The sequence below is a fragment of the Rhizobium sp. BK008 genome (genome assembly GCF_014197345.1).
In the GTDB taxonomy this organism is placed as follows: Bacteria; Pseudomonadota; Alphaproteobacteria; order Rhizobiales; family Rhizobiaceae; genus Rhizobium; species Rhizobium anhuiense.
On the sequence record NZ_JACIFK010000001.1, the window covers coordinates 726,024 to 747,100 of the forward strand.

The window sequence follows — 21,077 nt, forward strand, 5'->3', positions numbered from 1 at the left end:
AGGCCTTTCAATTCCAGCATGTCGTTCTCGCAAAACCGCTGCACACTTTTGCGCGACATGCTCTTTCGACTGCGGGTGACGCAGGGGAGACATGCCGAAACGGCGGTTGCAACCTTTGCGGCGAGGGCCACATTGGCTTTCAGCGAAATGGCGCAGAAGGGGCAGGTCATGGGCGATCATCATGTCGTCGTTGTCGGCGGCGGTTTTGGCGGGTTGCAACTCGTCAACGGTTTGAAAGGCGCTGGCGTCAAGACCACGCTCGTTGACCGGCGCAACCATCATCTCTTCCAGCCGCTGCTCTATCAGGTGGCGACGACCATTCTCTCCACCTCGGAAATCGCCTGGCCAATCCGCCGGCTCTATGCCGACCGGCCTGACGTGACGGTTCTGCTCGGCGAGGTCACAGGCGTCGACAGCGGCACAAAGACTGTTTCCCTCCGTAACGGCATGACTCTTGGTTACGATACGCTGGTGCTGGCGACCGGGGCGACGCATGCCTATTTCGGCCATGATGAATGGGAGCCGGTGGCGCCGGGCCTGAAGACGTTGGAGGATGCGACGACGATCCGCCGGCGCGTGCTGCTTGCCTTCGAGAGGGCGGAGATGGAGGCCGATCCAACCGTGCGCGATGCGCTTCTGACCTTCACCATCGTCGGGGCCGGGCCGACCGGTGTCGAGCTGGCCGGCATCATTGCCGAACTCGCGCATTTCACGCTGCCCAAGGAATTCCGCAACATCGATACGCGCAAGACCCGCGTCGTGCTGGTCGAGGCTGGTCCGCGGGTGCTGCCAACCTTCGCCGAAGAGCTTTCGGCCTATGCCCAGAAGGCGCTGGAGAAACTCGGGGTCGAGATCCATCTCGGCAGGCCGGTGACCGAGTGCAATGCCGACGGCGTGAAGATCGGCGACACCTTCGTTGCCAGCCGGACGATCGTCTGGGCAGCCGGCGTCACCGCCTCGCCGGCGGCACGGTGGCTCGGCGTTGCGGCCGACCGGGCAGGGCGCGTCGTGGTCGAGAAGGATCTGAGCGCGCCGGGGCTACCGGACGTCTTCGTCGTCGGCGATACCGCATCGGTGATGCGCGAGGACGGGAAGCCGGTGCCGGGCATCGCGCCTGCCGCCAAGCAGCAGGGCGGCTACGTCGCCAAGGTGATCCGTGCCCGTCTGTCCGGCAAGCCGGCACCGGCGCCCTTCCGCTACTGGCACCAGGGCAGCCTCGCCACGATCGGCAAGAGTGCGGCCATCATCGATTTCGGCCGGATCAAGCTGAAGGGCTGGATCGCCTGGTGGATCTGGGGTCTTGCCCATATCTACTTCCTGATCGGCACCCGCTCGCGCTTCTCCGTCGCCTGGAGTTGGTTGTGGATCTATCTGAGTGGCCAGCACAGCGCCCGGCTGATCACCCAGAAAGAAACGATGCGAGAAGAGGAGTAGGCCTCCTTTGCCCGTGAAAGCTGTCCGGGAATGCGCCGTCTCTCCTGCCTCATTCTGAGGTGCACCCGGAGGGCCTCGAAGGATCGGGGACGGCCACCGGCGCTTCACCCAGCGACATCTGCATGCAGCATGCACCGCTTAGCCACCCGCCCTCGTAGTTCGAGACGGCCCTGCGTTTGTCGCTGCAATCGATCACTGGATCGATTGCTTCGCTCCTCACCCTCACCCTCACCATGAGGGCTGATTGTCGTGCCCTGCGGCACACATGTCGGAGCCTTTAGACAACGCGATACGCCCAAGCTTGACACATCTCCCCGCACACCCTTAGCATTCCATCCGCGTCTCCCAACCACCGGGAGGTGCGCATCCAGCCGTAGCAACGGGTAGAGGTTCCAATGCGCCGATTCACTTCTCACGAAAATCACATTCGAAATTCTGAGAAGTTGGTGGTTCATGCGCACTTTGAATCTGGGCATTCTCGCCCATGTAGATGCAGGCAAGACTAGCCTTACCGAAAGACTGCTTTTTGACGCCGGCGTCATCGACAAGCTCGGCAGCGTCGATACCGGCAATACACAGACGGACACTCTCGAACTCGAACGACTACGCGGCATCACGATCAGGGCGGCGGTGGTGTCGTTTGCGATCGGCGACAGGATCGTCAATCTCATCGACACGCCCGGCCACCCGGATTTCATCGCCGAGGTCGAGCGGGTGCTGGGATTGCTGGATGCCGCGGTCGTCGTCGTTTCGGCGGTCGAAGGCGTGCAGGCCCAGACACGGGTGTTGGTGCGAGCGCTGCGGCGGCTTGGCGTTCCCTTCATCTTCTTCGTCAACAAGGTCGATCGTCTTGGGGCCCGATATCAGGAGGTGGTGGAGGCCCTAGCCGCGCAGCTGGCGGTCCGCCCCATCGCCATGTCGTCGGTCATCGATGCCGGAGCCAAGCTTGCCCGGGTGGAGACGCTCGCGCCGGGAGACGAGCCGCTTTTCACGCCGCTCTGCGAGGCACTGGCAGAAAACGACGAGGCCCTGCTTGCCGATTATATCCTTGCTCCCGGTCGCCTGACCGAGGAAAGGCTTAGGCGCTGCCTGGCCGATCAGGTGGCGAGCGGCCTCGTCCATCCGGTCTTCGCGGGCGCAGCGATGACCGGTGTCGGCATGCCCGCCCTGGCATCGGCCATTGCGACGATCTTGCCCGGCCGGTGCTCCAATCCGGATGGCCCGGTCGCGGGCAAGATCTTCAAGATCGAACGCGGCTGGGGTGGGGAAAAGCTCGCCTATATCTACCTCGCCTCAGGCACGGTGCGGCTTCGGCAATATCTGGACCTGCCCAGAGGCCCGGAACGGGTGACTGCGATCCACCTGTTCGAGGCCGGCCGGATCGAAGGCGCCGAGAGACTTCGCGCAGGGCAGATTGCCCGCGTCGCCGGCCTTGCCGGCGCCCGGATCGGGGATGCGGTGGGCGGAGATCCCGCGGGCGGGCGGGCTCACTTTGCGCCGCCGACGCTCGAAACCCGGGTTCTTGCGCGGCGGCCTTCTGACAAGGCGGCGCTCTGGCTGGCGCTGAACCAGATGGCCGAACAGGATCCCTTGATCAATTTGCGCCGCAACGAGGAGACGGACGAAGTCTTCGTTTCACTTTACGGCGAGGTGCAGAAGGACGTTATCCAATCGACCCTGCTGACGGACTTCGGACTTGAGGCAAAGTTCGAGGAAAGCACCGTCATCCTGGTCGAGAGGCCGGTCGGGACCGGGGCCGGCCTGCAGATCCTCTTCAAGGAGCCCAATCCCTTCCTGGCGACCGTCGGCCTGCGCGTCGAACCGCGCCCTCCCGGGGCAGGCAACAGCTTTGCGCTCGAAGTGGATGTCGGCCAGATGCCCGTAGCCTTTTATCGAGCAGTCGAGGAGACTGTGTTCGAAACGCTGAAACAGGGCATTTTCGGCTGGCAGGTCATCGATTGCCAGGTGGCGATGACGGCGGCCCGGCACAGCTCGCCCGCAAGCACCGCCGCCGATTTCCGGCAGTTGACGCCATGGGTGCTGGCAACGGCCCTATCGGCCGCGCGGACCGTGCTCTGCGAGCCGGTCGACCGCTTTCATCTCGAAACGCCCGCGGAAAATTTGAACGGCGTGGTCACCCTGCTTGCAAAATCGGCAGCAACGACGACGGATTCGATCATTGCCGATGGCGTCGCCCGGCTCGAGGGTACCATGGCGTCTCAGATGGTCCGCGGTGTCCAGCAGCACTTGCCGGGCCTGACGAGCGGGGCGGGGACCATGGAAAGCTGCTTCGATCATTACGCCCCAATAGCTGGCCCGCCGCGCTCGCGCCCGCGATCAGGCCCTGATCCGTTCAACAGCGTCGAATATCTGCTGCGCCTGCATCGACATGCCGGAGGCATATCGTGACATCCCGAGTGTCGCATTTGATCGTGGTGGCAGACGGTGCGGCTGCGCCCAAGGGCGGAGATCTTGACAGCACCGCCACAGTTGAAATCGCCCGACATTGAAAAAGGCGGCCCCCGAAGGCGCCGCCTCTCGTTTTCTTATGCTGCCAGCGAGGCGATGTCGATGACGAAGCGGTAGCGGACGTCGCTCTTCAGGACGCGTTCATAGGCTTCGTTGACCTGCTGGATGTTGATCTTCTCGATCTCGGAGACGATGTTGTGCTTGCCGCAGAAGTCGAGCATTTCCTGGGTTTCCTTGATCGAGCCGATCATCGAGCCGGAAATACTCTTGCGGCCGGGGATGATCGAGAAGGCGTGCACGGGGATCGGATTCTCAGGCGCGCCGACCACCACGAAGGAACCATCCACCTTCAGAAGGCCGAGATAGGCATTCCAGTCGATTTCGGCGCTGACGGTGCAGATGACCAGGTCGAAAGTGCCGGCGAGCTTCTTGAAGGTTTCCGGGTCGTTGGTGGCATAATATTCCTTGGCGCCGAGCTTCAGCCCATCTTCCTTCTTGGAAAGGCTCTGGGAAAGAACGGTGATATCGGCGCCCATGGCCGCACCCAGCTTGACGCCCATATGGCCGAGGCCGCCCATGCCGACGATCGCGACCTTCTTGCCGGGGCCGGCATTCCAGTGGCGCAGCGGCGAATAAAGCGTGATGCCGGCGCAGAGCAGCGGCGCGGAGGCATCGAGCGGAAGGTTGTCCGGGATGGACATGACATAGCCTTCCTTGACGACGATCGAGTCGGAATAGCCACCCTGGGTGCGTGTCTTGCCGTCGGCTTCGAAATCATTGTAGGTGCCGCTGAGACCCGGCATATACTGTTCGCGATCGAGGTCGCGCTCGACGCAGCCGATACAGGAATCGACGAAGCAGCCGACGCCGACGCGGTCGCCGACCTTGAACTTGGTCACGGCGGAACCGACGGCCGAGACGATGCCGGCGATCTCATGGCCCGGCACGATCGGATAGACGGCGTTCTTCCATTCGTTGCGGACAGTGTGGATGTCCGAATGGCAGATGCCGGCAAACTTGATGTCGATCACGACGTCATCGGGGTTGGGGTTGCGGCGTTCGAAGGTGAAAGGGGTCAGCGGTTTAGAAGCGTCGGTTGCGGCGTAGCCTCTTGCAATAGGCATGGGAACCTTCCTTTTCGATTGTGGTGGGGGTTGAACGGGATGGCGGACTATTGCCCGGAACTGCGTGAGAGGGTTAGAGCGATCCTCTCAGCTTTTTGCACGATCCTGCAAAAGTGAGGCGCCGGCCTGTTTGCGAAATGGCGAAGGCACTCTAGATAAGGGCGGTATCACCGGCGTCAGCCAGTTGACAGAAAGAGTTGCCGCATGACTTTGCCCTTCAGCCCCTATCAGGAAATTGTCGACATCGCGATGCGCTTCGCGCCTGGCGACGGCGAGTTCTCAACTGATATCGGCAATCTTCACGTCAGCCGTCGGTCCAAGCCAAGCGATCCGCTTCACAGCAGCTACCGGCCCTGTTTTGCCTTTGTGCTGCAGGGGGCCAAGAGCCTGCGCCTCGGCACCGAACTTATCAGCTACGGGACAGGAGACTATCTGCTGACCTCGCTCGACCTGCCGGTCGCCTGGCAGGTCACCGAGGCAAGCCCTGAAGTGCCGCATCTCTGCCTGGGGCTGGCAATCGATTCCGAAAAGCTGCTTGAGCTTTTGAGCCGTATCGATATTCCGCGTCCGGCGGCCCATACCGACGGGCAGCGCGGGATGGCGGTGAACGTCGCTCCGCCGGAGCTCCTGGATGCCGCCGTCCGCCTGCTGCGCTTGCTCGATCGTCCAGGCGACATTCCTGCCATGGCGCCGCTGATCGAGCAGGAAATCCTCTACCGGGTGCTGACCGGGCCGGATGGCGCGCGGCTGATCAACATCGCCACAGCAGACAGCCACAGCAACAGGATCGCCCGCGCCGTCGCATGGCTGAAGGAGAATTTCGCGCGGCCGCTGCGCATCGAAGATCTTGCCGTCCGCGTCAGCATGAGCGTGTCGTCCTTCCATCATCACTTCAAATCGGTCACGGCGATGACGCCGGTGCAATATCAGAAGCAGCTTCGCCTGCACGAGGCGCGTCGCCTGATGCTGGTGGAGCGCCTCGATGCCGGTACGGCCGGCCACCGCGTGGGCTATCAAAGCCCGTCGCAGTTCAGCCGCGAATACAGTCGCCTCTACGGCGCTTCGCCGGCGCGCGATATCGATGGCGCGCGCGAGGTCATGGCGGCGGAGTAGTCTGTCGCGCATCCCGGGCATCCGATCATTAAAGGATGTTTGACATTTCGTGGCTAGTCTGGCGCCAACCATCCAGCAGGCCCGAAGTCCGTATGACGCAAGAACCATTTCTGTCCATCGTCGCGCCTTGTCATAACGAGGAAGAGGGCCTCCGCGAATTCTGCCGCCGAGCCGTCGCAGCTGCTCGGAGCGTTGCTGGGGATGCCTTCGAGCTCATTCTCGTCGATGACGGCTCGTCCGACCGCACCTGGGAGATCATTTCCGAATTGGCGGCTGATGTGCCGCAAGTGCTCGGCGTTCGTCTTCTTCGCAATCACGGCCACCAATTGGCATCGACGGCGGGTCTCTCCGCGTCGCGGGGCGAGCGTGTGCTACTGATCGACGCTGATCTTCAGGATCCGCCCGAACTGCTTTTGATGATGATGCCGATCATGGAGCGTGGCGCCGACGTCGTTTATGGTCAGCGCACGCGCCGCGAGGGTGAAACCTGGTTCAAGCTTGCCTCGGCTTCGCTTTTCTATCGTGCGCTGTCCAGGCTCGCCTCGGTGACCATTCCGCGCGATACCGGCGATTTCCGGCTGATGAGCCGGCGCGTCGTCGATATCCTGCTGGCGATGCCGGAGCGCGATCGCTTTATCCGTGGCATGGTCAGCTGGATCGGCGGCAGGCAGGTTGCTCTCCCTTACGAGCGTGACGCCCGTTTTGCCGGCGCGACGAAATATCCGCTGCGCAAGATGATCAATTTTGCGCTCGATGCGATCACCAGCTTTTCGACGACGCCGCTGCGTATAGCCACATGGCTTGGCATGATCAGCGCCTGCGTCGCGATCTCGTTGCTCGTCTACACCTTCGTTCGCTGGCTGGAAGGCGAAACGGTTACCGGCTGGTCGTCGATCATGGCCGCCGTCAGCGCCTTCAGCGCCATCCAGCTGATCTGTATCGGCATCATCGGCGAATATCTCGGCCGTCTCGTGCAGGAGAGCAAGAAGCGGCCGATGTTCATGATCGAGACGATCCTGCGCGGCGGCGAACACGCCGAGCTGCCGACTGCTTTTCCGGAGATGAACGCCAGCGATAAGCGCGCCGCACTCGATGTCGCCTTTACATCCGGGGAGTTTCCGCGAGCGCAAAAGAGCAGTCGGATCGGATAATGGACCAGATCGACACGCCTGCTGTGGTCGCAGGCGAGCCTCAGGGATTGGCCGCCAGACAGGATTCCACCATTGCGGTCGCCGCTTTCGTCGCGCTTGCCGCGGCGCTGGTGGTGCTGTTTCGTTTTCCGCCGGTTCTCGATTACCCCAATCACTACGCCCGGATATGGCTCCTTTCGGGCGGCATCGGCGAGCAGCCGTTTCCTGAGATTTATGCGGTCGATTGGAGCCGCACCTTCACCAATGTCGGGATCGACATTCTCGCCACCTGGCTGGGACCGCTTGTCGGCGCCGACAGGCTTGCGCGGACTTTGCTTTTCCTGGCGATCGTGCTGCCGCCGCTCGGCGCGATCGGCTTGCATCGCGCGCTTTTCGGCGGCCGGCACCACTGGCAGACCGCCATGCTGTCGCTCGGCTGGTGCGCCACCATGATCGGCGGCTTCATCAATTTCGAGATCGGCCTCGGCATGGCGCTCTTCTTCGCCTGCGTCGACCTCCGGCTGCAGGGCAAAAATCCCGCGCTGGTTTTTGCCTGGCGGCTCGCCGCTTCGCTGCTGCTGACGGTGATGCACATCTTCTCGCTCGGCTTCTATATGGCGATCGTCTGCGGCCTCGAATTTTCGTGGCGCATCGACATACTGCGATCGAAGGCGGGTCTCACGAGGCTCGTCGGCCGGTTGGCGTTGGCGATTGGCGCCTGCGTCTTGCCACCGCTCGCGCTCTACCTTCACACGGCATCTTTGCCCAACGCCGGTGGCAACGGCCTTGGGCTTGCATGGAACGACGGCGTCGTCCTGATCGTCCTCAATCTGCTCTCCGCCATCACGACCTATGTCCCGGTGGTGGATGTCTTACTGGTTCTGCCGCTGATCCTCATCTGCACACGTGCCGCACGAGCGGGCGACATCCGCATGCATGCGGGGCTTGCCGTCGCCGCTGGCGGTCTGCTGCTGCTCTCCTGTATTTCGCCTCGCCACATGCTCGGCACCGGATGGATCAGTTGGCGCTTTCCGATCATGACGGCGCTCGTCGCCATGGCGATGGTATGCCCCTTCGCCAATCTCCCGCGCCGGCAGGCGCTGTTGCTTTCGCTCGTCATCAATCTTGCGGTCTTCGGCCGTACCGGCTGGATCGGCTGGAACTGGTGGCTGGCGCAAAAGGATGTTGCCGCTGTCGAGAGCGTGCTGAAAATGGTGCCGGCCGGTGCAGCCGTGCTACCACTTGGGCATGAACCTGAGACAGTGAGCTACCTTGCCCACTCCAACCGGCATTTTTTCTGGGGACTGGATACTTTCCGGCATCTGCCGACGCTTGCCGTCCCCGTCTCGCATGCTTTCGTGCCGACGCTCTTCACCGCAAAAGGCAAGCAGCCACTTTCCGTTCTGTCGCCCTGGTCTGAGATCGCGGTTCCAGAGGGCAATCTGCTGTCGGTGGGTGTGCTTTCATGCCCGACAATGTTGCAGCAATATCGAGACTTCACGCCCTATCTGTCGGATTGGCGCAGTCGTTTCGATTTCGTCCTGGTCGCCAATGCCGATATTCTCGATCGCTATGTCGGCACCTTCATGCCGTCGGGCCTGACGGTCATCGAGGATGCCGGTTTCGCGAAGCTTTACGCGATCGATAAGACGATGCCGGCAGAGCCTTTGGCTATCCCGGCGGGTTGCGCCACGGCGTTATAAGCCGCGGCTCATCAGCCGGGGAATTTCAGCGCCTTGTCGGCACGGCATTTGGCGAGCTTGAGCTGGCGGAAGGAGAGGATTTTCGTGATGCGCTCCTTGCCATCCGTCTCCACACTCATGCAGGCGCAGGCATAGCCGTAATTGCCGTTGGTTCTGACATACTCATGTTCGGAGATGTCGGAGATCAGCTCCATGCCTTCCACCTCGCCGGCATCGTCGCCCTGGGTCATGATCGTCCAGGTGTTTTCCGCATCTTCCAGCCACCAGTTGGCGGGCGTCGGATTTTCAATCCAGCCGCAGCGCGTTTCTGCCGCCTGTGCGTTCGCGGCGATGGCGAGAGCTGCGGTGATGACCGCGGCAGCTATCCGGTATTTCATCGGCTTTTCCTCATCGCCAGATTTCAGTTGTTGATCGCGATGATCGCCCAATGGCTTTCCTCGCAGGCGTCGTCATCGCAGACCGCGCCCATCCAGAGGGCGCCACCCGCGAGCATGACGCCGTCGCTATTGACGAAGAGATCCCCGTATTGCTGGCGCCCGACGGCGCGGCGCGTTTCCGGCGTCACCAGATCGTCGAAATTGTCGATGAAATCCTCGGCGCTCTCGACGTCGTAAGTCTCGCCCCTGGCCTTGACCGTCAGCGGGTATTCGGCAAGCCCGGCAATGGTTTCGGCGTCGCCCGAGCGCATCGCCCGAACGAGCTGGCGCAGCGGCCGGTCGAAGCCTGCGGCGTCGCCGTGCAGTTCTTCGATGCGGTTATAGACGTCGCTGTCGGACTGCGCGAGAGCGCTTGAGTCGCCCAGGAAAATTGCTCCGAGCAGGAGAAGAGCTGCAGACAGGCGTGACATCGAAGCCTCCAGGCGCAAACGGGTACCGCGACAATATGCGATCACCAAGGATTCGCGCCTATCCAATTCTGGTGTTTGATCGCGGTTTCCCGTATTAAAAAAATGATCCGGGCTTCTTGACGATCTGATCGGTTTATCGCATAAACCTCGCGAACCGTACCGTACGGTACGTACATGGGAGCTACGACCTTGTCTGTCGATACCGCAGAGCCGAGCGAATTTTCGCCGCGCCAGAACGCTGTTCTGGAGCAGGCGTTGCGGTTGCTCGTCGATGGCGGCGAGAAGGCGCTGACGACCTCGGGTGTGGCGCGTGCCGCCAATTGCTCGAAGGAGAGCCTCTACAAGTGGTTCGGCGACCGCGACGGGCTGTTGTCGGCGATGATCGCCTATCAGGCGAGCAAGGTGCGCACCTTCGAGCGCAACGGCGAGCGACTGACGGCGGCAAGTCTGCACGACCATGTCGTCATTTTCGCGCGTGATCTGCTGGAGGTGCTCGCCGGCGACGTCTCGCTGGCGCTGAACCGGCTGGCGATCGGCCAGTCGAACCGCGACGGCTCGAAGCTCGGCAAGCTGCTGCTCGAGCGCGGCCGCCGCCAGATCGACCGGCGCGCGATGGCGTTGATCGATGCCGGAAAGAGGGCAGGGCTCCTGCGTTTTTCCGATGCCGACGAGGCTTATCACACGCTTTACGGCCTTGTTGTTTCCGATCTGCATGTGCGCATGCTGCTCGGCGAGCCGGGCCTCAAGGATACCGCGCGCCAGGCGGAGAGGGCGGTTATCGCCTTCCTCCGGCTCTACGGCACGGACAAGGTTCTGGTGGAGATGCCGGTTCTCGGTTGATTCCGCTTTAATGACAGTCAACAAGACAAGCAAAGGGAAGGAACTTCAAATGCGCGTCTATTACGATCGTGATGCCGATCTCAACCTCATCAAGGCCAAGAAGGTCGCCATCATCGGCTACGGTTCGCAGGGCCGTGCCCATGCGCTGAACCTCAAGGACAGCGGCGCCCAGAACGTCGTCATCGCGCTCAAGGCCGGTTCGCCGACCGTCAAGAAGGCTGAAGCCGACGGCTTCAAGGTCATGACGGTTGCCGAAGCCGCCGGCTGGGCCGACCTGATGATGATGGCAACGCCCGACGAACTGCAGGCCGACATCTACAAGTCGGAAATCGCTGCAAATATCCGCGACGGCGCGGCGATCGCCTTCGCCCACGGCCTCAACGTGCATTTCGGCCTGATCGAGCCGAAGGCCACGGTCGACGTCGTCATGATCGCGCCGAAGGGCCCGGGCCACACGGTTCGCGGCGAATACCAGAAGGGCGGCGGCGTTCCCTGCCTCGTTGCCGTTCACCAGAACGCTTCCGGCAATGCGCTTGAACTCGCTCTCTCCTACGCCTGCGGCGTCGGCGGCGGCCGCTCGGGCATCATCGAAACCAACTTCCGCGAAGAGTGCGAAACCGACCTCTTCGGCGAACAGGTCGTTCTCTGCGGCGGTCTGGTCGAACTCATCCGCGCCGGTTTCGAAACGCTTGTTGAAGCCGGCTACGCGCCTGAAATGGCCTATTTCGAATGCCTGCACGAAGTGAAGCTGATCGTCGACCTGATCTATGAAGGCGGCATCGCCAACATGAACTACTCGATCTCGAACACGGCCGAGTGGGGCGAATATGTCTCCGGTCCGCGCATCATCACCGCTGAGACCAAGGCCGAGATGAAGCGCGTCCTCAAGGACATCCAGACCGGCAAGTTCACTTCCGACTGGATGCAGGAATACCGCGCTGGCGGCTCGCGCTTCAAGGGCATCCGCCGCCTGAACGACAGCCACCAGATCGAGGAAGTCGGCGCCAAGCTGCGCGGCATGATGCCCTGGATCGGCAAGAACAAGCTGGTCGACAAGAGCGTGAACTAAGCGGTTTTCAGACTGTAGGAATCGAGGGCCGGGGCGAAAGCTCCGGCCTTTATCGTTGTGCGCTGACGGTCAGCCAGCGCGTCGGCTTGCCGTCATATCCGCCGCCGTCGTATTCGCTTAGGGCGATATTCCCCCAACCGCCTTTCGTCAGAAGCTCCGAGAGCCATTCGGCGGAGGGATAGTTGTAATAACGACCGAAGCCGTCATGGCCTTCTGCTTCCCCGGCCTTGAAGCTTGCGTGAAGGAGGCCGCCGGGCCTCAGGGCGCGGCGGATGCGGGCGAAGACGTCGGGCAGTTCGGATCGGGGGACATGAAGAAGGCTCGCATGCGCCCAGACGCCGTCGAAGGCGCTGTCGGCGTCGAGTTCCTGGAACAGCATGACCCTGACCGGCCTGCCGATCAGCGCTTCGGCCTGTGTTGCAAGCTCGGCAGAGCCATCCGTCGGCGTCACGTCGAAACCCTGCGACAGCATGTAGACGCTGTCCTGTCCGCCACCGCAGCCGAGTTCGAGGATTGCCGCACCCCGCGCAAGCCCGGCGAGGAAGGCATCGAGCTGCTGCTTCGGCAGGCTGCGCGCCCGGTTGGCGTAGGTCTCGGCGTTTTGCCTGTAGAAGTCAGAGGTATTGTCACGAGGCATGCGGATCGGCCGTTCGGGAGCGTCGGTTGGATTGAAGGTGCCTTTCGGGGAGCCGATCGGCGCCGATGATGTCGATGACGAGGATGCCGTCCGGTATTTCACGATAGAAGGCGACGTGGCGCATGTGAAGAAGGCGGCGAAGGCCGACGCCAAGCTCTTCGCATTCGTCTCCCATGGAGGGCGCGCGCGAAAGAAGCACGAAAATTCTGTCCCAGTCGAGAAGATAGGCATCCGCCTGTGCCTCGCCGAAGTGCAAGCTGGCATATTCGTCGATGCCCGACAGCACGGCATCTGCGGTTCGGGTCAGCCTATAGGTTGATGTCACGCAGCTTTGCCTTCGTTTCCAACAGGATATCGGCAATGCGCCGGTCGCTGATGCCGCTCTCTTCGGCCAACCTCAGAATCTCACGCAATTCTTCGTCATCGAGCTTGCGATGGTCCTGGTCCCTCAGGACGAGTTCCGCCAGATATGTGCTGGCATTGGCGTATCTGCCGCTTGCGACACGGCGTGCGACGTAATCCGCCAGATTATCCGGAAGAGAGATCGTCATTTTCGCCATTGAATTCGGTGCAGTCCGTCCATGCCGGTTGATGCCAGATTACCATTTCCCACGTTGTGATAGAAGCGTTGCGCTCCGCCGTCGAGCACTTGGGTCACATCCAGGTCAGTCTTTTTTATCGACATAGATGACGCGTTCGAGATCCTTGAAATGGGCGTCGCAGGTCAGGATGTCGGCATCATGGCGCTCCGCGGTCGCATAAATGATCGCATCGGCGGTGGCGAGTTTGTGGATCGTCGAGATTTCGGCAGCACGGCGGGCAAGCGTCGTGTCGAGAGAGACAACCATGCATGTCGCGGTATAAGCGATGAAGCTGTCGACGGCTTCCTCGTCCTTCTCGCGTGCCAGCCATTTGGAGAGCTCGAGCTGCACGATGGTTGGAACGATGCATTGATCGCGCACCGGGATATTGGCCTGCAACCGGGTTCCGGCGGCACTTTTCGTCAGCCATTCTATCCATGCGGAGCTGTCGACCACGCGCATCAGAAACGGTCGTTCCGGTCGCGGTAGTTTTCCTTGTCAGCGCCTTCGGCAATGCCGCGAAGATCGGCAAGCGTCGGGACCGGCATCAGCAGCACGCCTTTCCCTTTGGGGATGAACACGAATTCCTGCCCCGCCGACCAGTGCTGCTGTTCGCGCACTTCCTTGGGAATGGAGATCTGGAATTTTGTGGAGAGGGTTGCGGTTGTCATTCTTACCTTTCCTCCATCGATAGATGAATGGTAAGAATTCATCTGACATCCGTCAATGACGAAGTGTTTTCGGCGTTAGTGCTATTTTGGTCGCCAAAGGAGAAGTAGCGATGATTCTTCCCGCTGACTCGGCCACAAAAGACCGGGCGGCGCGCGGTTTCGAAAGAGATCCGCGGATTGCTTGGTGGCCGTCCGCTCGAAGAGCATCGTAGCGTATCGTGCAACTCGACACGAACTCCGGCGAGGGCGGAATAGGGTCGACAGCCCGGCGGCTTTGCGCGCGAGGCGGAGAGCGGCGCCCACCATGTCGGTGTTGACGCCGCCGTTTGCGTGGAACGTCGGGAATTCAGGCCGGGATAAGGCGGGTCCAGCCGCGCTCATCGTTCGTTACGCCCTTCTGCAGACTGACGAGCTGCTGGCGCAGTTCGCTGGTCAATTTGCCGGTCTGTCCGTCTCCGACCAGAAACTCGCCGCCGGCATGTCGAACCAGGCCAATGCCCGCCAGGACTGCGGCAGTGCCGCAAGCGAAGGCTTCGATGAGCTTGCCGCTGGCAGCGTCGTCTTGCCATTCCCCGAAGGAGTAGGGACGCTGCTCGACGCGCAAGCCTCTTTCTTCGGCGAGTACGATCACGGAGGCCCGGGTGATCCCCGGCAGGATCGTGCCGCCAAGGGGCGGGGTCACCACCGATCCGTCATTCATCACGAAGAAGACGTTCATGCCGCCGAGTTCTTCGACCCAACGATGCTCTGCTGCGTCGAGGAAGACGACCTGATCGCAATTCTTCTTCGCCGCCTCGGCTTGCGCCACGAGGCTGGCTGCGTAGTTTCCGCCGCATTTTGCAGCGCCGGTGCCGCCGGCAGCCGCACGGGTGTATTCGGTCTCGACCCACAGGGAGACGGCCTTCGCGCCGCCCTTGAAGTAGGCGCCGACCGGAGAGGCGATGATGCAGAAGACATATTCCTGAGCCGGACGAACACCGAGAAACGCCTCGTTGGCGAACATGAAGGGGCGAAGGTAGAGGCTGGCGTCGCCGGACGGAATCCAAGCCTTGTCAATGCGGACCAGTTCTTCGACGGCCTTCAGGAAGAGTTCTTCGGGCACAGGAGGCATCGCCATGCGGGCTGCAGACTGCGCGAAGCGGCGGGCATTCTCTTCAGGCCGAAAGAGCAGAATCCGGCCATCGTCTGCCTTGTAGGCTTTCATGCCCTCGAAGATTTCCTGAGCATAGTGCAGCACGGCGCTCGCAGGATCGAGCTCCAGGGGCCGCCTGGGCGTAACCTTCGCATCGTGCCAGCCCTTGTCGGCAGTCCATCGTGCCAGGACCATATGATCGGTGAAGACCTTGCCGAAGCCTGGCGTCTCCAGTGCCTGGATGCGATCGGCGTCGGAGACGGGAGACTGGTGGAGTTCGATTTTGATTTCAGAAGAGGCCGACGTCACGGTCATTGCTGGCACCTTGATAGTAATTTGAATAGTGGCGGCGACACTACTGCCGCCGAGCTGGTCTTGGAAAGGTCTGAATCAGCCGGTTTCGACTTTGATCAGAGGAATAATCGCTTGGAGTGGCTGACGTCGAGCAGCAAATTCGGGATCGAGCGTCTTCGATATCGGATGGCGTCTACGCTTGTCACCATGACAAGAAAATAGGTCAGTATTATTGACATAATTTCCCTGGCGTGGTTTGTCGGCGGTATAGAAAATATGAGGAAACCCCATGCTGAACTGGGACACCATGTTTGCGTCGCGCTCGTCGCGCATGCGCGCATCCGAGATCCGCGAGTTGCTGAAGCTTCTCGACCGGCCCGACATCATCTCCTTTGCCGGCGGCATCCCTGATCCGGCGCTGTTTCCGGATCGGGAATTCAAGCAGGCCTATGCCGATATCTTCGACGGCGCCGCCGTCAACTCGGCGCTGCAATATTCAGTGAGCGAAGGCTACAAGCCGCTGCGCGAATGGCTGGTCAAGCAGATGGCAGCTCTCGGCATCCCCTGCGAACTCGACAACGTCTTCATTGTATCAGGCTCGCAGCAGGGCCTGGATTATCTCGGCAAGCTCTTCCTGTCGCCTGGTGATACCGCGCTGGTGACATGGCCCACCTATCTCGGCGCGCTGCAGGCCTTCAACGCCTATGAACCGGCCTATGACCAGTTGACGCCGAACGGCAACCGGACGCCGGAATCCTATCGGGCGGCCGCAGCGGCTGCCGGCGGCAAGGTGAAGTTCGCCTATCTCTCCGCCGATTTCTCCAACCCGACCGGCGAGACCGTCGATCTCGATGGCCGCAAGAAGGTATTGGCATTGGCCGAAGACCTCGACATCGCCGTCATCGAGGATGCGGCCTACCAGTCGTTGCGTTACGACGGCGATCCGATCCCACCGATCCTGGCGCTCGAGATTGCCGAAAAGGGCCATATCAACGATACGCGCACCATCTATTGCGGCAGCTTCTCGAAGACGCTGGCGCCTGGCCTTCGCGTCGGCTTCATCGTCGCCAATGCGCCTGTCATCCGCAAGCTGGTGCTGATGAAGCAGGCGGCCGACCTGCATTCCTCGACGATCAACCAGATGGCGATATCAGATGTCGCCGAGCGCGGTTTCGACGCGCAGGTCGCCAAGATCAAGGCCGCCTACAGCAAGCGCCGTGACTGCATGCTGACGGCACTCGAGAAATATATGCCCAAAGGCACGAGCTGGACGAAGCCGGAGGGCGGCATGTTTATCTGGATCACGCTGCCGGAGGGGATGGATGGCGCCAAGCTCTTGGCGAAATCGCTGGAGACCGCCAAGGTCGCCTTCGTACCCGGCAAGGCATTCTTCGCCGATGGTTCCGGCGCCAACACCTTCCGCGTCAGCTTTTCCTGCGCCAACGAGCAGATGATCGAGGACGGCATCGGCCGCTTGGGCGCGCTGATCTCGGCCGAAATCGGCGGCTGATCCAGGCTGGCGAGGGCGTCGATCAGAAGATCGTCGTCCAGCCTTCGTTCGCCGTCTCGCTCTTGCCGTAGCCGACCCGGTCGGCCACGGCGCCGTCGGCGTTGCGCAGGATGATGTCGCCGCCCCTGTTGGCAAGCTGCGGGCCGCCGGCCGCGGCATCGAGTGCCACGGTGCGCAGCTCGCCTGCGCCAAGCGACCCCGACAGTGTCTGGGTCCTGCCGTTTTCGTCTTCCAGCTTCCAGCCGTCGAGCGATGCGGTCATGTCGGAGCGGTTGATGATCGTGACCGTTTCGGCCTCGGTGCCGCCTTCGCCGTTCACCGGGTTGATCAGCGCGGCGACGATGCGCAGCGACGAGGCGACGATCGGCTGCGGTCGGCGCGTGCCTTCGCCGCGGCCCTGCCCGCCACGGCTGTCGGAAACCGGATGGCCGGTCGCCGCATCGGTGTTCCAATTCTGCGACTGGAAGCAGAGAAAGATCGCCGCCCATTCGTCGGTATCGTTGAAATGGACGAGAAGGGCGCCGTCCTGGTTGGGGCCGTTGGTCGCCTTGAAGCTGCCGCCGTCGCCCTGGTTCATGTGAATGTCGTGGATGCCGTTGCCCGGCTCGAAACGGAAATATTGGTCCGGCTTGTTGTGCTCAGGACCCCAGGCCTCGCCGAAGGCGTAGAAATGCACGTCGGAATCGGCAATGCCTTCCTGGACGATCGGCTCGATGAAGTCGCGCAGGTCGTTCTTCGGGCCGGATAGCTGGAAGGGTGCGACATTCATATCCTCGCGTTCGATCAGCCCGCCGCGAACATAGTCTATCGCAAGCTCCGGACGGTCCTTGCGGATGTCGATCAGCCCCATCGGCAGCGCTTCGAGCGCCTCCGTCAGCGCTGAGTGCTTGAAATCGACGATATTGGCGTAGAGCAGATCGTGCGGCGTTTCCTTGGAGCGGACATTGAGCGCGATGCGATAACTGACGCCGTTTGCCTCGATGCGGATCTCGATATGAGGATCGTTGTCGTTGTCGAGGGCAAGTGCGCTCGCCGTGCCCTTCAGGACCTTGTAATTCTTCAGCATGGAAAACCTCGCGGGAGTGGCGGGGTCTGACGATAACACGGCGAAAGTGCATCTTTTGTGACGACTAAAGTACGGCGCGATCCTTCAGATTCGCCTGCCACGCTTTAGGTCTTTGATTTACCCATGTCGTGGTCGCAAAACCGCTGCACACTTTTGCGGACTTATGTAGCAATTGCCATAAAGGTCACGCAGTGCAATCAGAGCGGTTGTTAAGCAGATAAACGGCCAGAAATGACCGGCGCACGGATAGCTTGTTCGTGGGCAAGAGGTGCCAATCGCCGTAACGCAGTGATCGCTATTCGTCGGCCCTATTCGGTGCATCGCCGACCCCGAACTGATCGTCAGAGGCCGGCAAGATAGTGAGCCATGGCAGCGATGTCGTCGGCCGAAAAATTGCGCACCAAGGCCGTCATGCTGGGCATGTTCGGGCGCTTGTTATCGCGAAAGTCGGAGAGGGTTTTGATCAGGTAGTCCAGCTTCTGATTTGCGACGCGCGGAGTGTTGGCGTATCCGACGAAACCCTCCCGGTGGCACGAGGTGCACTTCTTCCCGGCGTCGAGCGCTCGGACGCGGGTAATGCTCGCTGCGTCGGCCGGCTCGCGGTAGGCGGGCCAGGGCAGTGCGGAGAAGTAGGCCGCAAGCGCCTTCATGTCGTCGTCGGAAAGATTCTTCGCGATCCGGCCCATGAGGTCGTCGGTGCGCTCTCCATTGCGATATTCCTGCAAAGCTATCAGCAAAGAGGACTCGTGCTGGCCGGCGATGATCGGCGTGTTCTTAACAGTCGGCATACCTTTCATACCGTGACACATCCCGCAAAGCTTGGCCCTGTGGGAGATTGCCGCCGGCGGTGGCGCAGCATTGTTCTGCGCTCTAGCCGGCAGCGGACCGAGGGCCACGAGAGCGGCGATGACGAACGGAGCGAGCGCGCTGCTGCAAGGCATGCGAGGCCTCCAGATCGGGGCTTAATTTAAGCTGAAGTGTGATGCTGAGCTTATCAGGAGATGCAACCATTGGCGAGCGGACCCCCGTCGCCTCCATGCGACTATGGCTGCGTTTTTATGAGTTCACGCCCTAGTTGACTTGGAGTTTTGTGGCGGCCGTGCAGTGCTTGATCCGCTGCCTATTGTTGCAGATGCGGGGCGAAAAGCTCGAGATCGGCCTCGCCAAGCCTGTCGCTGACCGTGTTCAGTTGGTGCCAGTAGGGATAGATCACCGGTGGCAGGCTGACCGCGTCGAGGCGCTTGCGCTCCTCGTCCGTCAGCTTCAGCTCGGCGGCGGCGATGTTGTCGCGGAACTGGGCTTCGGTGCGGCCGCCGATGATGACCGAGGTCACGGCTTTGCGGCCGATCAGCCAGGCGAGCGCCACCTGAGCCGCCGAAACGCCGCGTTCCTGGCCGATCGCGACCAGTGTCTCGACGATGTTCCATAGACGGTTTTCGTCACGGATCGGCGGCTCGGTCCAGCCGGCGAATTGGCGCGTGCCTTCAGGGGCTGCCTGGTTGCGGCGATGCTTGCCGGAGAGCAGGCCGCCGGCGAGCGGGCTCCAGACCAGCACGCCGAGGCCCTGGTCGATCGAGATCGGTAGCAGCTCATATTCGGCATCACGGGCTTCCAGCGTATAGTGGATCTGCTGGCTGACGAAACGCTGGTACCTGTGCTCGTTGGCAATGCCAAGCGCCTTCATGATGTGCCAGCCGGAATAGTTGGAGCAACCGACGTAACGCACCTTGCCCTGTTTGATCAGGGTATCGAGGGCTTCCATCGTCTCTTCGAGCGGCGTCTGGCCGTCCCATTCATGCACCTGGTAGAGGTCGATGACATCGGTCTTCAGGCGCTTGAGGCTCGCCTCGCATTCGCGGACCAGGTGGTAGCGCGACAGGCCTTGGTCGTTCGGGCCGTCGCCCATGCTGAAGCGGGCCTTGGTGGCGAGCAGCACACCCTGCGGCCGCTTGCCGGAAAGCACCTCGCCGATGATGTTTTCGCATTCGCCTGATGAATAGGCATTGGCGGTATCGATCAGGTTGATGCCGGCATCGATGCACATATCGATCATCTTGCGAGCCTCGGAAACGCCGAGGTCCCCGACGGTCTTCGCCCAGCCGACGCCGCCGAAGGTCATCGTGCCCATGGTCAAAGTCGAAATCTTCAGGCCGGAACGGCCGAGCAGACGATATTCCATAGAAATTCCTCCTTCATTGAAACGTGAGTGACGTAGCGCAAAGCCCGGCAATGGCAATCTCCGAGTGTTCACGCCTGGGTGAGATTGCTTGGCGCCAGGATACCAGATGATCGGATGTTTCACAGGGTTGAAGACGACGCCTGCGAGATTGCGCCACAGCTATCGCCCCGATTGTCGGCAAAGCCGGTGGAGGTCAAGGAAGGTTGTGAAGCCTGGGCCTGGCGGCTGCGGCGTGCTGTCACATCGCTGTCAACGACCCCTAATAAGGGAGGGGTATCGAAATCGAGGATCCTTCCCATGAAAACGATCGTTTCTGCCGCAGCACTTGTCGCCGCGAGCCTCTTTGCCATTCCGGCTTCGGCCGCAAACCTCGTTCTCTACACCAGCCAGCCGAACGAAGATGCGCAGGCAACGGTCGATGGGTTCATGGCCGCCAATCCTGATATCAAGGTCGACTGGGTGCGCGACGGCACGCCGAAGATCATGGCGAAGCTCCAGGCCGAGATCCAGGCCGGCAACCCGGTCGCTGACGTTCTGCTGATCGCCGATGTCGTGACGCTGGAGCGCCTCAAGGAAGACGGCAGGCTCCTGGCCTACAAGTCGCCGGAAGCCGCAGGGTACGATGCTGCCCTCTATGATGCCGACGGTTACTACTACTCCACCAAGCTGATCACGACAGGCATCATGTACAACACGTCGGCTTCGATGAAGCCTGCGAGCTGGAAGGATCTGACCAAGCCGGAAGCCAAGGGCCTCGTCACCATGCCGAGCCCGCTTGCTTCGGGTGCGGCACTCATCCACGCCCAGACGCTTGCCGCCGTTCCCGGCCTCGGCTGGGATTTCTACAAGTCGCTCGCGGAAAACGGCGCGATCGCGGCCGGCGGCAACGGCGCCGTGCTGAAGTCGGTCGCCTCGGGCGAGAAGGCCTATGGCGTGGTCGTTGACTATCTGCCGATCCGCGAGAAGGCCAAGGGCGCTCCGGTCGATTTCGTGTTCCCGAGCGAAGGCGTTTCTGTTGTCACCGAGCCGGTCGGCATCCTCGCCAGCACCAAGAACGCCGACGCCGCCAAGAAGTTCGTCGACTATGTGCTCTCCGAAAAGGGCCAGGAAGGCTTTCAGAAGCTCGGCTACATCCCGGCCCGCAACGGCATGAAGGTGCCGGAAGGCTTCCCGGCGCGCGACACCATCAAGGTCCTGCCTATCAAGGCGGCCGAAGCGTTGAAGAATACCGACCAGGACCTGAAGACCTTCTCGGGCATCTACGGTTCGAACTGATCC

General features: G+C 61.6%; 21 protein-coding genes. 9 read left to right on the forward strand and 12 right to left on the reverse strand.

The window, feature by feature from the left end:
* Positions 1–168 precede the first annotated feature (168 nt).
* Positions 169–1,434: an NAD(P)/FAD-dependent oxidoreductase gene (locus FHT69_RS03400; protein ID WP_183905367.1), complete on the forward strand. Its 1,266-nt coding sequence runs from the start codon at positions 169–171 to the stop codon at positions 1,432–1,434.
* A gap of 453 nt (positions 1,435–1,887) precedes the next feature.
* Complete coding sequence (locus FHT69_RS03405) at positions 1,888–3,843, forward strand: translation factor GTPase family protein (protein WP_183904910.1); 1,956 nt, start codon at positions 1,888–1,890, stop codon at positions 3,841–3,843.
* A 137-nt stretch (positions 3,844–3,980) separates the two neighbouring features.
* Here FHT69_RS03405 and FHT69_RS03410 read toward each other — a convergent pair whose 3' ends face one another.
* Positions 3,981–5,027, reverse strand: coding sequence for an NAD(P)-dependent alcohol dehydrogenase (locus tag FHT69_RS03410; RefSeq protein ID WP_183904911.1), 1,047 nt, complete (start codon positions 5,025–5,027; stop codon positions 3,981–3,983).
* Positions 5,028–5,231: 204 nt separating this feature from the next.
* Between FHT69_RS03410 and FHT69_RS03415 the strand changes: the two genes are divergently transcribed.
* From FHT69_RS03415 to FHT69_RS03425, 3 genes are all read left to right on the forward strand, one after another.
* Positions 5,232–6,140, forward strand: coding sequence for an AraC family transcriptional regulator (locus FHT69_RS03415; RefSeq protein ID WP_028757486.1), 909 nt, complete (start codon positions 5,232–5,234; stop codon positions 6,138–6,140).
* 92 nt (positions 6,141–6,232) lie between these two features.
* The gene (locus FHT69_RS03420; protein WP_097542188.1) at positions 6,233–7,291 is read left to right on the forward strand and encodes a glycosyltransferase family 2 protein; all 1,059 of its coding nucleotides are present in this window, start codon (positions 6,233–6,235) and stop codon (positions 7,289–7,291) included.
* A complete protein-coding gene (locus FHT69_RS03425; RefSeq protein ID WP_183904912.1) occupies positions 7,291–8,973 on the forward strand; it encodes a hypothetical protein in 1,683 nt (560 codons plus the stop codon). Before FHT69_RS03420 ends, FHT69_RS03425 begins: the two co-directional genes overlap by 1 nt.
* An 11-nt stretch (positions 8,974–8,984) precedes the next feature.
* Here FHT69_RS03425 and FHT69_RS03430 read toward each other — a convergent pair whose 3' ends face one another.
* Positions 8,985–9,350, reverse strand: coding sequence for a DUF4087 domain-containing protein (locus FHT69_RS03430; RefSeq protein ID WP_047610782.1), 366 nt, complete (start codon positions 9,348–9,350; stop codon positions 8,985–8,987).
* A 23-nt stretch (positions 9,351–9,373) separates the two neighbouring features.
* Entirely contained in the window at positions 9,374–9,820 is a 447-nt protein-coding gene (locus tag FHT69_RS03435; protein WP_183904913.1) for a hypothetical protein, read from the reverse strand.
* Positions 9,821–9,994: 174 nt separating this feature from the next.
* Here FHT69_RS03435 and FHT69_RS03440 point away from each other — a divergent pair, with 174 nt between their 5' ends.
* Both FHT69_RS03440 and ilvC read left to right on the forward strand, forming a co-directional pair.
* Entirely contained in the window at positions 9,995–10,660 is a 666-nt protein-coding gene (locus FHT69_RS03440; protein WP_183904914.1) for a TetR/AcrR family transcriptional regulator, read from the forward strand.
* Positions 10,661–10,709: 49 nt separating this feature from the next.
* Positions 10,710–11,729: a ketol-acid reductoisomerase gene (gene ilvC / locus FHT69_RS03445; protein ID WP_047611747.1), complete on the forward strand. Its 1,020-nt coding sequence runs from the start codon at positions 10,710–10,712 to the stop codon at positions 11,727–11,729.
* A gap of 49 nt (positions 11,730–11,778) precedes the next feature.
* Here the strand turns inward: ilvC and FHT69_RS03450 are convergent, their stop codons facing one another.
* From FHT69_RS03450 to FHT69_RS03475, 6 genes are all read right to left on the reverse strand, one after another.
* Positions 11,779–12,366 (reverse strand): class I SAM-dependent methyltransferase, encoded by a 588-nt coding sequence (locus tag FHT69_RS03450; RefSeq protein ID WP_183904915.1) that lies wholly within the window; start codon positions 12,364–12,366, stop codon positions 11,779–11,781.
* Positions 12,356–12,691 carry a type II toxin-antitoxin system RelE/ParE family toxin gene (locus FHT69_RS03455; RefSeq protein WP_047610777.1) on the reverse strand — a complete coding sequence of 112 codons (336 nt, stop codon included), beginning with the start codon at positions 12,689–12,691 and terminating at the stop codon, positions 12,356–12,358. The genes FHT69_RS03450 and FHT69_RS03455 overlap by 11 nt, the downstream gene beginning before the upstream one ends.
* Positions 12,675–12,926 carry a type II toxin-antitoxin system ParD family antitoxin gene (locus FHT69_RS03460; protein WP_047610776.1) on the reverse strand — a complete coding sequence of 84 codons (252 nt, stop codon included), beginning with the start codon at positions 12,924–12,926 and terminating at the stop codon, positions 12,675–12,677. Before FHT69_RS03460 ends, FHT69_RS03455 begins: the two co-directional genes overlap by 17 nt.
* A 105-nt stretch (positions 12,927–13,031) precedes the next feature.
* Positions 13,032–13,409 carry a type II toxin-antitoxin system VapC family toxin gene (locus tag FHT69_RS03465; protein ID WP_047610774.1) on the reverse strand — a complete coding sequence of 126 codons (378 nt, stop codon included), beginning with the start codon at positions 13,407–13,409 and terminating at the stop codon, positions 13,032–13,034.
* Positions 13,409–13,618, reverse strand: a complete 210-nt coding sequence (locus FHT69_RS03470) for an AbrB/MazE/SpoVT family DNA-binding domain-containing protein (RefSeq protein ID WP_047610772.1) — start codon at positions 13,616–13,618, stop codon at positions 13,409–13,411. Before FHT69_RS03470 ends, FHT69_RS03465 begins: the two co-directional genes overlap by 1 nt.
* 346 nt (positions 13,619–13,964) lie before the next feature.
* A complete protein-coding gene (locus FHT69_RS03475) occupies positions 13,965–15,065 on the reverse strand; it encodes a branched-chain amino acid aminotransferase (protein ID WP_183904916.1) in 1,101 nt (366 codons plus the stop codon).
* A gap of 268 nt (positions 15,066–15,333) precedes the next feature.
* Between FHT69_RS03475 and FHT69_RS03480 the strand changes: the two genes are divergently transcribed.
* On the forward strand, positions 15,334–16,554 hold the full coding sequence (locus FHT69_RS03480) for a PLP-dependent aminotransferase family protein (RefSeq protein WP_047610768.1): 1,221 nt from the start codon (positions 15,334–15,336) through the stop codon (positions 16,552–16,554).
* Between the two features lie 22 nt (positions 16,555–16,576).
* Here FHT69_RS03480 and FHT69_RS03485 read toward each other — a convergent pair whose 3' ends face one another.
* From FHT69_RS03485 to FHT69_RS03495, 3 genes are all read right to left on the reverse strand, one after another.
* Entirely contained in the window at positions 16,577–17,620 is a 1,044-nt protein-coding gene (locus tag FHT69_RS03485; RefSeq protein WP_183904917.1) for a DUF2278 family protein, read from the reverse strand.
* Between the two features lie 341 nt (positions 17,621–17,961).
* The gene (locus FHT69_RS03490; protein WP_063474648.1) at positions 17,962–18,561 is read right to left on the reverse strand and encodes a c-type cytochrome; all 600 of its coding nucleotides are present in this window, start codon (positions 18,559–18,561) and stop codon (positions 17,962–17,964) included.
* A 179-nt stretch (positions 18,562–18,740) separates the two neighbouring features.
* Complete coding sequence (locus FHT69_RS03495) at positions 18,741–19,799, reverse strand: aldo/keto reductase (RefSeq protein ID WP_097542196.1); 1,059 nt, start codon at positions 19,797–19,799, stop codon at positions 18,741–18,743.
* Between the two features lie 297 nt (positions 19,800–20,096).
* Between FHT69_RS03495 and FHT69_RS03500 the strand changes: the two genes are divergently transcribed.
* The gene (locus tag FHT69_RS03500) at positions 20,097–21,074 is read left to right on the forward strand and encodes an ABC transporter substrate-binding protein (protein WP_168334069.1); all 978 of its coding nucleotides are present in this window, start codon (positions 20,097–20,099) and stop codon (positions 21,072–21,074) included.
* The last annotated feature ends 3 nt before the right edge of the window (positions 21,075–21,077 follow it).

What these genes read in the sequence shown, in the direction of transcription:
- FHT69_RS03400 (WP_183905367.1), top strand. Translation starts at nt 169, where the DNA reads ATGGGCGATCATCATGTCGTCGTTGTCGGCGGCGGTTTTGGCGGGTTG.
- FHT69_RS03405 (WP_183904910.1), top strand. Translation starts at nt 1,888, where the DNA reads ATGCGCACTTTGAATCTGGGCATTCTCGCCCATGTAGATGCAGGCAAG.
- FHT69_RS03410 (WP_183904911.1), bottom strand. Translation starts at nt 5,027, where the DNA reads ATGCCTATTGCAAGAGGCTACGCCGCAACCGACGCTTCTAAACCGCTG.
- FHT69_RS03415 (WP_028757486.1), top strand. Translation starts at nt 5,232, where the DNA reads ATGACTTTGCCCTTCAGCCCCTATCAGGAAATTGTCGACATCGCGATG.
- FHT69_RS03420 (WP_097542188.1), top strand. Translation starts at nt 6,233, where the DNA reads ATGACGCAAGAACCATTTCTGTCCATCGTCGCGCCTTGTCATAACGAG.
- FHT69_RS03425 (WP_183904912.1), top strand. Translation starts at nt 7,291, where the DNA reads ATGGACCAGATCGACACGCCTGCTGTGGTCGCAGGCGAGCCTCAGGGA.
- FHT69_RS03430 (WP_047610782.1), bottom strand. Translation starts at nt 9,350, where the DNA reads ATGAAATACCGGATAGCTGCCGCGGTCATCACCGCAGCTCTCGCCATC.
- FHT69_RS03435 (WP_183904913.1), bottom strand. Translation starts at nt 9,820, where the DNA reads ATGTCACGCCTGTCTGCAGCTCTTCTCCTGCTCGGAGCAATTTTCCTG.
- FHT69_RS03440 (WP_183904914.1), top strand. Translation starts at nt 9,995, where the DNA reads ATGGGAGCTACGACCTTGTCTGTCGATACCGCAGAGCCGAGCGAATTT.
- ilvC (WP_047611747.1), top strand. Translation starts at nt 10,710, where the DNA reads ATGCGCGTCTATTACGATCGTGATGCCGATCTCAACCTCATCAAGGCC.
- FHT69_RS03450 (WP_183904915.1), bottom strand. Translation starts at nt 12,366, where the DNA reads ATGCCTCGTGACAATACCTCTGACTTCTACAGGCAAAACGCCGAGACC.
- FHT69_RS03460 (WP_047610776.1), bottom strand. Translation starts at nt 12,926, where the DNA reads ATGGCGAAAATGACGATCTCTCTTCCGGATAATCTGGCGGATTACGTC.
- FHT69_RS03465 (WP_047610774.1), bottom strand. Translation starts at nt 13,409, where the DNA reads ATGCGCGTGGTCGACAGCTCCGCATGGATAGAATGGCTGACGAAAAGT.
- FHT69_RS03470 (WP_047610772.1), bottom strand. Translation starts at nt 13,618, where the DNA reads ATGACAACCGCAACCCTCTCCACAAAATTCCAGATCTCCATTCCCAAG.
- FHT69_RS03475 (WP_183904916.1), bottom strand. Translation starts at nt 15,065, where the DNA reads ATGACCGTGACGTCGGCCTCTTCTGAAATCAAAATCGAACTCCACCAG.
- FHT69_RS03480 (WP_047610768.1), top strand. Translation starts at nt 15,334, where the DNA reads ATGCTGAACTGGGACACCATGTTTGCGTCGCGCTCGTCGCGCATGCGC.
- FHT69_RS03485 (WP_183904917.1), bottom strand. Translation starts at nt 17,620, where the DNA reads ATGCTGAAGAATTACAAGGTCCTGAAGGGCACGGCGAGCGCACTTGCC.
- FHT69_RS03490 (WP_063474648.1), bottom strand. Translation starts at nt 18,561, where the DNA reads ATGCCTTGCAGCAGCGCGCTCGCTCCGTTCGTCATCGCCGCTCTCGTG.
- FHT69_RS03495 (WP_097542196.1), bottom strand. Translation starts at nt 19,799, where the DNA reads ATGGAATATCGTCTGCTCGGCCGTTCCGGCCTGAAGATTTCGACTTTG.
- FHT69_RS03500 (WP_168334069.1), top strand. Translation starts at nt 20,097, where the DNA reads ATGAAAACGATCGTTTCTGCCGCAGCACTTGTCGCCGCGAGCCTCTTT.